Genomic DNA, 10,735 nt, shown 5'->3' on the forward strand with positions numbered 1-10,735 from the left:
TCCGGGTGAGGGGGTACAGGCCTAGCCAGCGACGTTACTCGCGGTGAAAGCCCCTCACCCCAGCCCTCTAAGAGCGAGCTTCGCTCGTCTCGACCCCGTAAGAACGGGGAGAGGGAGCAGATCGAGCCCGCCCTAATCGAACAGGCTCGGCGTGTGGTTCACGATCGCGCCTTCGATCTGCAGCATCTTCAGCTTGGTGACGACGCCGCCATTGGCCGAGAAGCCGCCCGGCTTGTTGCCCGCCGCCAGCACGCGATGGCAAGGCACCACGATCGGGCACGGGTTGCGGCCGAGCGCCTGGCCGACATCGCGTGACAGCTCGACCCCGCCGAGCTGCTTGGCGATGTCGCCATAGGTCATGGTCTTGCCCGGCGGAATTTTCCGCGCGATGTCGTAGACGCCGCGGTTGAACTCCGGCACGCCGTCGAGATCGAGCACGATGTCGGCAAGGTCGTTCGGCTTGCCGGCGAGCAGCTCGATCATACCGTCGATCGCGTGCTGCACCTCGGCCGGCGGCGCCGCCTCGGTGACCTCGCCGCCGCGCTGGAATATCCGTTTGCGGGTCTTCTCCTCAGTGCCCATCGGCAGCTGCACCCCGGTGACGCCGTGCTCGCCCCAGACGACGCCGCAGGCGCCGATCATGGTCTCGAAGATTGCAAAATGCTGGCCGGTCATGGCTCGCTCCAGATGTTCCCTTCAGCTCTCGCGTGAGCTTGCTGTTGATCCGGAATCTAGGCTTGGAGAATGTTGCTATCCACCCGAATTCCGTGGGAACTTCGGCCAAATCAACAACATCTCCTGCCCCTCCGCGAGCCCAAAATGCACAGCCTCCACGTCAACGGTTTCGACATGCCCTATCTCGATGTCGGAGAGGGCCTGCCGCTGGTCTGCGTGCACGGCTCGCTGTGCGACTTCCGGATCTGGTCGGCGGTGCTCGGCCCGCTGACGCGGCGGCACCGCGTGATCGCGGTCAGCCTGCGGCATTTCTTCCCGGCGCAGTGGGACGGCATCGGCGACACCTATTCGATCGCGCAGCACGTCGACGACGTGATCGCCTTTATCGAAAAATTCGACACCAGACCGGTCGACCTGATGGGGCATTCCCGCGGTGGCCATATCTGCTTCCGCGCCGCACAGCGCCGGCCGGACCTGTTACGCAAGCTGATCCTTGCCGAGCCTGGCGGCGAGCTCGACGAGACCCTCGACCCCGATTTCAAGCCGGGCCCCTCGCCGCTGGCGGCACGCTTCGCGGCATGCGCGGCGGAAATCGCCAAGGGCGATATCGACGGCGGCTTGCAGATCTTCATGGACGCGCTCGAAGGCCCCGGCGCGTGGAAACGGATTCCGGCAACCTCCAAGCAGCTGCTGCGCGACAATGCGACCACGCTGATCGGCCAGACCCGCGACCAGCGCCCGCCATTCTCGAAGGCGGACGCGGAGGCGATCAAGACGCCGACGCTGTTCATCGGCGGCGCCAACACCAAGGGCGTGCTGCCGAAGGTGCTGCACGCGCTCGCCGCCAATGTGAAGGGTTCGCGCATCGAGATGATCCCGGGCACCACGCATCCGATGTTCGAGCAGGCGCCGCAGCGCTATTGCGAGATCGTGCTGGAGTTTCTCTCCGCGTAAGCGATGCACCCTCTCCCCTTGTGGGAGAGGGTGGCGCGATGGCGCGCAGCGGCATCGTGCCGGGTGAGGGGTTCTCTCCGCGGAGGCGGACCCCTCACCCGCCACCGATGCGACGCATCGGTGGCGGCCTCTCCCACAAGGGGAGAGGCGAAGTAAGAAAGCTACTCTCTCACACCTTCCAGGCGCCGACCGGCTGGCGCACCGCGACGTTCAACCGGTTCCAGACGTTGATCGCCGCGATACCCAGCACCAGCGACGCAAGCTGCTGCTCGTCAAAATGCTTCGCGGCCTCGTCCCACACCGCGTCCGTCACCGGATCCTCGCGGTCGCTGAGCCGGGTCACCGCTTCGGTCAGCGCCAGCGCGGCGCGCTCTGCCTCGGTGAAATACGGCGCGTCGCGCCAGGCACCGACCGCGAACAGCCGCTCGTCGGTCTCGCCGGCACGCCGGGCGAGCTTTGGGTGCATATCGACGCAGACGCTGCAGCCATTGATCTGGCTGGCGCGCAGATGCACCAGTTCCAGCAGCTTTTCCGGCAATGCCGGCTTGGTGCTCTCGCTCAGCGCCTGCAAAGCCTTCATGGCCCCGGGAACAACCATCACCGGGTGGTTCATGCGGGCTTTCATCATGTCATTCTCCTGATTTGTCCTTTGACGCCGCTGCGCCGATCTGTTGTCACATCGGCGCAGTTTCGTTCGTCATGGCCATGACGGAGCGGACAAAGGGAATGTGACCGATGGACGAGAAAAATTCTCTCAGCGAACAGTTCGAGGCCAACCGGCCGCGCTTGCGGGCTGTGGCCTACCGCATGCTGGGCTCGACCGCCGAGGTCGACGATGCCGTGCAGGAAACCTGGCTGCGGCTCGGCCGCACCGACGCTGCTGCGGTCGACAATCTCGGGGGATGGCTGACCACGGTGATCGCGCGCATCTGCCTCGACATGCTGCGCTCGCGCAAATCGCGCCGCGAGGAGCCGATCGGCCCACATGTGCCGGAGCTGATCGCGGACAATCCGTCCGAGCGCGAGACCGAGATGGCCGATTCCGTCGGCGCCGCGCTGCTCGTGGTACTGGAAACGCTGGCGCCGGCCGAGCGGCTGGCTTTCGTGCTGCACGATATGTTCGCGGTGCCGTTCGAGGAGATCGCGCCGATCGTCGGCCGCACGCCGGCCGCCGCGCGGCAGCTCGCCAGCCGTGCCAGGCGTCGCGTGCAGGGTGCGCCGCCCGCACCGGATGCCGATCTCATCCGGCAGCGCGGCATCGTCGAGGCCTTTCTTGCCGCGTCCCGCAACGGCGATTTCGAAGGGCTGCTGGCCGTGCTGGCGCCCGACGTCGTGGTGCGCGCCGATCAGGCCGCACAGCGGCTCGGCTCGCTGCCGGTGATCCGCGGCGCCGCAGCGGTGGCCGAAAGCTTCAAGGGACGCGCACAGGCGGCGAAAGCCGCTCTGGTCGACGGCGGGATCGGCGTTGCCGTCATCTTCGGCGGCGCGCTGCGCATCGTGCTGCGGGTCACGGTCTCAGGCGACCGGATCGCGGCGATCGATGCGACCGCCGACGCCTCGGAGATCGAGACCTTCGATGTCGAGGTGCTTGAGCGCAGCTGACGCAGCTGGAGGCGGCAAAGTCGCAATGCTAGTGTCTCTCTGCATCTGCGCAGGGAGGACAATCATGAAACTGTCCATCAAATTGCTCGCGTCGGCCGGCCTGCTCGCCCTTGCCTCCTCCTCCGCCTTTGCCGCCGCAGACGAGAAGCTGCGTGCGGCCGCCGAGCAGGCCCAGCCGGCGGTGATCGAGAGCCTGCACGACATGGTGCTGATCGAGTCGGGCTCCGGCGATGTCGAAGGCCTGAAGAAGATGGCCGACTACACCGAGGCACGGCTGAAGGCGCTCGGCGCCAAGACCGAACGCCGCAAGACCACGAAGGGCGCCGGCGCCGACATGGTGATCGGCACCTTTGAGGGCACTGGCACGAAGAAGCTGATGCTGATCGCGCATATGGATACGGTGTATGAGCACGGCATTCTCGACACCCAGCCCTACAAGGTCGACGGCAACAGGATCTATGGACCCGGCATTGCCGACGACAAGGGCGGCATCGCCGTCATCCTGCATTCACTGAAGATCCTGAACGATGCAGGCTGGCGCGACTACGCCAAGCTCACGGTGTCGTTCAATCCGGATGAGGAGGTCGGCTCGATCGGCTCCGGCGAGATCATCGCCGAGCTCGCCGACCAGCACGACGTGGTGCTGTCCTTCGAGCCGACGGTGGCGCCGCCGGTCGCGAAAAATGAAAGCCTGCTGCTCGGCGCCAGCGGCACCGCCACCGGCACGATCGATGTGAAGGGCAAGGCCTCGCATGCCGGCGCCGCGCCGCAGCTCGGCCGCAACGCGCTGATCGAGCTCGCGCATCAATTGCTGCAGACCCAGGACGTTGCGAAATCGATTCCGGGCACGCAGCTGAACTGGACCACCGCGAAGGCCGGCACCGTGCGCAACCAGATCCCCGATCACGCCACCGCCGGCGCCGACATCCGCCTCACCATTCCCGACGGCGTGCAAAAGCTGCAGGCCGCGCTCGACGAGAAGGCGAAGAACAGACTGATCGCGGACACCGAGGTGACCGTGAAGGTCGTCGCGGGCCGTCCGCCCTTCGTCGCCGATGATCGCGGCCGCGCGCTCGCCAGACAGGGACAGGCGATCTACACCGAGCTCGGGCGCACGCTCGACATCGCGGAAATGACCGGCGGCGCGACCGACGCCGGCTACGCCGCGCGCAGCGGCAAGGCCGTCGTGGTCGAAAGCTTCGGCCTCGCCGGCTGGGGCTATCACGCCCGCGACGAATACATCGACACCAACTCGATCGTGCCGCGGCTCTATCTGATGATGCGGACGCTGATGGAGCTGGGCAAGGCGAAGTAGCGTTTCCGAAAAACTCGTCATGCCCGGGCTTGTCCCGGGCATCCGCGTCTCTGGTCCCGGCATCAAGAAAGACGCGGACGGCCGGCCCAAGCCCGGCCATCACGACGTTGGGACGGCTGCCGCAGCGCGGCCCAGTCAAAAACCGACCCATTCTCAATCGCTTAGCGTGGTCGCAAACCGGGGCCTTGACCGCTCCTGCAACCCGCAGTAGCCTCCTTTTCGAACACGGAATTCCGTATTCCAAGCTGGACGGTCGGTATGATCCCGTTGGACCCGCTTCCAAACCTCATCGACCAGGTTTACGGGCGATTGCTCGAAGCGATCATCGACCGCACGCTGCTGCCTGGCCAGCGCATCACCCAGAACGAACTTGCCGATCGGCTCGGCGTCTCGCGCCAGCCGATTTCGCACGCCCTGCATCTGTTGCATCGCCAGGGCCTCGTCGCGGAGAGCGGCAGACGCGGCTTCGAGGTGACGCAGCTCGATCCGCAGCGCATCCGCGAACTCTATGAAGTCCGCGGCGCCATCGATGCGCTGGCGGCACGGCTTGCCGCTACGCGTGTCAAGGAGGATGCCGCGGCACGTACGCAGCTCGAAGCCGCGCTCGAAGCCGGACGCGCGATTGACGACGGCACGCCGCTGGCGCGCCTGATCGCACTCGACGTCGATTTCCACAGCGCGATCTATCGCCTCGCCGGCAATTCCGCGATCGAGGAGATGATCGCGCCGCAATGGCCGCATATGCGCCGCTCGATGGCGACCGTGCTCGCCGAGCTCGATTACCGCGGCAGCGCCTGGACCGAGCACGAGACCATCGCCGCGCATGTTTTTTCCGGCAATGCCGCAGCGGCAGAAGCCGCGGCGCTGGCGCATGCGCAGACGGCAGGGCGGATGACCGAGGAGAAGCTGAGGGCAATCGACGTGGCGGCGTGACGTTCACGCCGTCGTTCCGGGGCGGTGCGGAGCACCGAACCACAGATGCGCAATTGCGCATCGGGGAACCTCGAGATTCCGGGTTCGATGCTCACGCATCGCCCCGGAATGACAATAACAACAGGAGGAAAGCACCATGAAACTGACCCAAGAGCAGGTCGAATTTTTCCATCGCGAAGGCTGGCTGTTTCTGCCCGAGCTGTTCAGCCAGGAAGAGGTCGATTTCCTCGCGCGCGAAGCAGTCTCGATCTATGACGCCAACCGCCCCGAGGTGTGGCGCGAGAAGAGCGGCGCGCCGCGCACGGCCTTCGCCGCGCATCTCTACAATGAGGCGTTCGGCACCCTCGGCGCGCATCCGCGCATGATCGACCCCATCGAGCAGCTGTTCGGCGAGAAGGTCTACATGCATCAGTTCAAGATCAACGCGAAGGCGGCCTTCACCGGCGACGTCTGGCAGTGGCACCAGGACTACGGCACCTGGAAGCGCGATGACGGCATGCCGGAGCCGCGCGCGATGAACATCGCGATCTTCCTCGACGAGGTGATGCCGATCAACGGCCCCTTGATGCTGGTGCCGCAGAGCCAGACCGCGGGCGATCTGAAAGCCTCGCACGATCTCGAAACCACATCCTATCCGCTGTGGACGCTGGACGAGGAAACCGTGACCCGCCTCGTGAAGCAGGGCGGCATCGTCGCGCCGACCGGCAAGCCCGGCGGCATGCTGATGTTCCACGGCAATCTGGTGCACGGATCGAGCGGCAACATCACGCCCTACCCGCGCAAGATCGTCTACCTGACGCTGAACGCGGTCTCGAATTACATCCGCACCCCGACGCGGCCCGACTACATTGCGCACCGCGACTTCACGCCGATCAAGACCGTCGCCGACGACGCGCTGCTGCGGCTCGCTCGTGCACCGCGGCAGGCGGCGGAGTAAAGTCTTCGACCGTCATTCCGGGGCGGTGCGTTAGCGTCGAACCGCAGATGCGCAATTGCGCATCGGGGAATCTCGAGGTTCCGGGTTCGCGTTTCACGCGCCCCGGAACGACCCTTTTTGTTTGGAAAGCATCATGAACCTGCATCACCTCCTCAAAAACCGCGCCGCCGCCGGCAAGCCGGTGCGCGTTGTCCTGATCGGCGCCGGAAAATTCGGCTCGATGTTCCTGTCGCAGGTGCCGCACACGCCGGGGCTTGAAGTGCCCGTGATCGTCGATCTCGACCGTGACCGCGCGCGCGAGGCGTGCCGCACCGTCGGCTGGGACGACGCGCGGATCAGCGCCACCACCTTCACCGACGACGGCGCGCGTGCGATCGCCGGCGGCGCATTCGATGTCGTGGTGGAAGCGACCGGCAATCCCGCCGTCGGCATCCGCCATGCCCGCGCGGCGATTGCCGCCGGCAAACATGTCGTGATGGTCAATGTCGAGGCCGATGTGCTGGCGGGGCCGCTGCTCGCCGAGGAGGCACGCAAGGCCGGCGTGGTCTATTCGCTGGCCTATGGCGACCAGCCGGCGCTGACGGCCGAGCTGGTCGACTGGGCCCGAGCGACAGGCTTCCGCGTCGTCGCCGCCGGCAAGGGCACGAAATACTTGCCGGCCTATCACGACGTCACGCCGGACGGTGTGTGGCAGCATTACGGGCTCACCGCCGGCGAGGCGCAATCCGCCGGCATGAATCCGCAGATGTTCAACTCCTTCCTCGACGGCACCAAATCCGCGATCGAGATGGCGGCGATCGCCAACGCCTGCACCCTCGAGGTGCCGTCGGAGGGATTGCTGTTTCCGCCCTGCGGCGTCGACGACCTGCCGCATGTGATGCGGCCGCGCGACAAGGGCGGCGTGCTGGAGAAATCCGGCATCGTCGAAGTGGTGTCCTCGCTGGAGCGCGACGGCCGTCCGGTGTTCCGCGATCTGCGCTGGGGCGTCTATGTGGTGCTGGAGGCGCCCAACGATTATGCCGCCGATTGCTTCAAGCAGTACGGCCTCAAGACCGACGCCTCCGGCCGCTATGCGGCGATGTACAAGCCGTATCATCTGATCGGGCTCGAGCTGAACATTTCCGTGCTGTCGGCGGCGCTGCGCAACGAGCCGACCGGGCAACCGCGCGGCTTCCGCGGCGACGTCGCAGCGGTGGCCAAGCGCAATCTGCGCGCCGGCGAGATGCTCGACGGCGAAGGCGGCTACACCGTGTGGGGCAAGCTGATGCCGGCCGCCGCCAGCCTCGCCGCCGGCGCATTGCCGATCGGGCTTGCCCATCGGGTGAAGCTGAAGAACGACGTCGCCCATGGCGCTGTCGTGCGCTGGAGCGATGTCGAGGTCGACGAGAGCAACGATACGATCAAGACGCGCAAGGCGATGGAAGTAGCATTCTCGCGGTAACGTCTTCGGTCGCTCCGCTCGCCGAAAGAGAGGGTGTGCCCTTCACCTCTCCCCGCCCTTTGCGGGGAGAGGTCGGATCGCCCCGGAGATGCGAAGCATCGTCCGGTGTGATCCGGGTGAGGGGCGAAGCACGGTGCTTAACAAACGGCGAAGTGCTCGCCGGATGGAGGCCCCTCACCCCAACCCTCTCCCCGTAAGAACGGGGAGAGGGAGAAGACAGAGCGGGGCTCAATACTACGGCAGCAGCCGGCTCGCCTTGGCCAGCCTGAACCATTTGCGGAACATCGCTTCCGTATCCATCATCTCGGTGAAGCCGGCCTGGTTGATCTTCACCGTCGAGACGATCGACGGCGGACCAGCTTCAGTCTGTCCGTAGCGCATGCTGTAATCGGCATATTGGAAGGACAGGCCGACGAATTCCTCCAGGCCGGGCGCGATCAGGTCGTGCGTCCTGCGCAATTCGTCCCACGGCGCGATCCATTTCGGATACTCCTGCGCCAGCGACAGCGGCACGTGCCGGCCCGGCGTCATCTCGAGCGCGTCCGAGACCGCCGGCCAGATATTTTCCCAGGTGAAGACGTCGCCATTGGTGACGTTGAACGCTTCATTGCGCGCGGCCTCGGCGCCGCCCGACCAGGCGATCGCGCGTGCCAGCAGATCGACATCGACCGCCTGCGCGACGCGCGGCGCGCCGCCGGGATAATCCAGCGGCCTGCCCTGCGCGCGCAGCACCGCCGCATAGACGCCGAGCGGCGGGATCAGGTCCATCGCGCCGCCCATCGCTTCGCCGATGATCAGGACCGGGCGCAGGATGCTCCAGTGCCAGTTCTTGCCCCGCTGCAGCTCGCGCAAGAAATTCTCCTGTGCCCAATAGAAATTCGGCTGCTCGTACATCTCGGAACGGCCCTCGCGCGCCGGCACCGTGAGCGGCCGGACATGCACGCCATAGGCCTTGGTGCCCTGCAGCAGCGCGACATGCTTGAGATCGGGCGCGACGGGTTCGAGCACGCCCATCAAATTCCGCAGCATCCGGTCGTTGGTTTCGATCTGCCCGGCATCGCGCCAGCCATCGACCAGGCTGGGCGCCTCATAGAGCGCGGCGTAGATCAGGTGCGTTGCGCCGGCGAGCTCGGCCGCGGCGCGACGGCAATCCTCCGCGCTGGTGAGATCGATTCGCACATGCCGTGCGCCGTAGAGATCGCGTGGCTTGCGGCGCGACAGCGCAATGCGCTCGCAATCGTCGGATGCGCCGAAGTGTCGCAAGGCGGCGTTGCCCACGAGGCCGGTTGCGCCGGCAACCACGATTTTCTTGTTGGCCATGTCCTTGAACTCCCATCAACCCACCCGCCCTGCGTAGCAGATCGCAGCAGGGCCGGCAGCCATCGCGGCGGGTATCGGATAAGACCGACAGCGCCGATTGTCCTTCGCACCTGCAACGAAGGCAGGCGCTTGATTTCCTCCGGCAAACGATCATCCTGACCGGCGGAACCGGAAACTCGGATTTCCACAACAAGAGCCCGTCGAGGGCCACCGGACACATTCATCACAGAACGTCGATCGATCGGCGAAGAAAGACGACACCAAGATCGTTCCCCTTGTCGAGGTATCGGCACACAGGAGGGATACGCATGAAACGTCGTGAATTCTTGAAGGCAGGCGGCGTCGGCCTGGCTGCGACGGCGGTCGCCGCGCCCGCGGTCGCGCAATCGATGCCGGAGGTCAGGTGGCGGCTCGCGGCGAGCTGGCCGAAGGCACTCGATACGCTCTATGGCGGGTGTGAATTCTTCTGCAAGCGCGTCGCCGAGATCACCGACAACCGCTTCCAGATCCAGCCGTTCGCCGCCGGCGAGATCGTGCCCGGCCTGCAGGTGCTGGATGCCGTCTCCAACGGCACGGTCGAGATGGGCAATACCGCGCTGTATTACTACTGGGGCAAGAATCCCGCCTTCACCTTCGGCACGTCGCTGCCGTTCGGCCTCAACACGCGCCAGCACATTTCCTGGCTGCAATGGGGCGGTGGCACCGACCTGCTCAACAATTTGCTCGCAGAATTCAACTGCATCGGCATTCCGACCGGCTCGACCGGCGCCCAGATGGGCGGCTGGTTCCGGAAGGAGATCAAGTCGATGGCGGATTTCCAGGGCTTGAAATTCCGGGTCGGCGGCTTCGCCGGCACCATCATCGCCAAGGTCGGCGGGGTGCCGCAGCAGATCGCGGGCGGCGACATCTATCCGGCGCTGGAAAAAGGCACCATCGACGCCGCCGAATGGGTCGGGCCGTATGACGACGAGAAGCTCGGCTTCGTCAAGGTCGCGAAGTTCTACTACTACCCCGGCTGGTGGGAAGGCACCGGCCAGGGCCACAATGTGATGAACAAGGACAAGTGGAACGCGCTGCCGAAGCACTATCAGGCAGCGATCCAGGCGGCTTCCGAGGACACCTTCACCTGGGTGACCGGCAAATATGACGCGGTCAACCCGCCGGCGCTGAAGCGCCTGATCGTGGCCGGCGCGCAGTTGCGACCATTCCCGCAGGAGGTGCTGGAAGCCTGCTACAACGCGGCCAACGATATCTACGCGGATCTTTCCAAGAGCAATCCGCATTTCGGCAAGATGCATGCGAGCCTCGCCGCCTATCGCAACGAATCGCTGGCCTGGATGCAGGTCGCCGAGCTCTCGTTCGACAGCTTCATGATGCGGATGCGCACGCGCACCTGAACCGGACGATGGCTTTACACTGCCGTCATTGCGAGGAGCGATAGCGACGAAGCAATCCATTTCTCCGCTTGCGGTGAGATGGATTGCTTCGCTTCGCTCGCAATGACGGGGCTGGAGCAGCGCTTATTATTTCGTTCATCTTGAGCCGGGCGCGTTCCGAG

The 10,735-nt window shown here is 65.4% G+C and carries 10 protein-coding genes; 7 read left to right on the forward strand and 3 right to left on the reverse strand.

Annotation, left to right across the window (positions count from 1 at the left end; translation table 11 throughout):
• Positions 1 to 132: 132 nt before the first annotated feature.
• Positions 133 to 675 (reverse strand): methylated-DNA--[protein]-cysteine S-methyltransferase, encoded by a 543-nt coding sequence (locus ACVIHF_RS30205; protein WP_310881288.1) that lies wholly within the window; start codon positions 673 to 675, stop codon positions 133 to 135.
• Positions 676 to 819: 144 nt separating this feature from the next.
• Here ACVIHF_RS30205 and ACVIHF_RS30210 point away from each other — a divergent pair, with 144 nt between their 5' ends.
• A complete protein-coding gene (locus tag ACVIHF_RS30210; protein ID WP_456778870.1) occupies positions 820 to 1,629 on the forward strand; it encodes an alpha/beta fold hydrolase in 810 nt (269 codons plus the stop codon).
• Between the two features lie 169 nt (positions 1,630 to 1,798).
• On the opposite strand, the gene ACVIHF_RS30215 is transcribed toward ACVIHF_RS30210, so the two are convergent.
• Positions 1,799 to 2,254 (reverse strand): carboxymuconolactone decarboxylase family protein, encoded by a 456-nt coding sequence (locus ACVIHF_RS30215; protein ID WP_456781824.1) that lies wholly within the window; start codon positions 2,252 to 2,254, stop codon positions 1,799 to 1,801.
• A gap of 110 nt (positions 2,255 to 2,364) precedes the next feature.
• Here ACVIHF_RS30215 and ACVIHF_RS30220 point away from each other — a divergent pair, with 110 nt between their 5' ends.
• The 5 genes from ACVIHF_RS30220 to ACVIHF_RS30240 all read left to right on the forward strand — a co-directional run bounded on the left by ACVIHF_RS30220 (position 2,365) and on the right by ACVIHF_RS30240 (position 7,857).
• A complete protein-coding gene (locus ACVIHF_RS30220; protein WP_456778869.1) occupies positions 2,365 to 3,231 on the forward strand; it encodes a sigma-70 family RNA polymerase sigma factor in 867 nt (288 codons plus the stop codon).
• 64 nt (positions 3,232 to 3,295) lie between these two features.
• Positions 3,296 to 4,546: a M20/M25/M40 family metallo-hydrolase gene (locus ACVIHF_RS30225; RefSeq protein WP_456778868.1), complete on the forward strand. Its 1,251-nt coding sequence runs from the start codon at positions 3,296 to 3,298 to the stop codon at positions 4,544 to 4,546.
• 258 nt (positions 4,547 to 4,804) lie between these two features.
• Positions 4,805 to 5,479 carry a GntR family transcriptional regulator gene (locus ACVIHF_RS30230; RefSeq protein WP_092080653.1) on the forward strand — a complete coding sequence of 225 codons (675 nt, stop codon included), beginning with the start codon at positions 4,805 to 4,807 and terminating at the stop codon, positions 5,477 to 5,479.
• Between the two features lie 136 nt (positions 5,480 to 5,615).
• On the forward strand, positions 5,616 to 6,416 hold the full coding sequence (locus ACVIHF_RS30235; protein ID WP_456778867.1) for a phytanoyl-CoA dioxygenase family protein: 801 nt from the start codon (positions 5,616 to 5,618) through the stop codon (positions 6,414 to 6,416).
• 133 nt (positions 6,417 to 6,549) lie between these two features.
• Complete coding sequence (locus ACVIHF_RS30240) at positions 6,550 to 7,857, forward strand: NAD(P)H-dependent oxidoreductase (protein WP_456778866.1); 1,308 nt, start codon at positions 6,550 to 6,552, stop codon at positions 7,855 to 7,857.
• 234 nt (positions 7,858 to 8,091) lie between these two features.
• Here the strand turns inward: ACVIHF_RS30240 and ACVIHF_RS30245 are convergent, their stop codons facing one another.
• Entirely contained in the window at positions 8,092 to 9,177 is a 1,086-nt protein-coding gene (locus tag ACVIHF_RS30245; protein ID WP_456778865.1) for an NAD-dependent epimerase/dehydratase family protein, read from the reverse strand.
• Between the two features lie 308 nt (positions 9,178 to 9,485).
• On the opposite strand from ACVIHF_RS30245, the gene ACVIHF_RS30250 reads away from it, so the two are divergent.
• Positions 9,486 to 10,574, forward strand: a complete 1,089-nt coding sequence (locus tag ACVIHF_RS30250; RefSeq protein ID WP_456778864.1) for a TRAP transporter substrate-binding protein — start codon at positions 9,486 to 9,488, stop codon at positions 10,572 to 10,574.
• Positions 10,575 to 10,735 lie beyond the last annotated feature (161 nt).

This window comes from Bradyrhizobium sp. USDA 4506 (assembly GCF_054058795.1).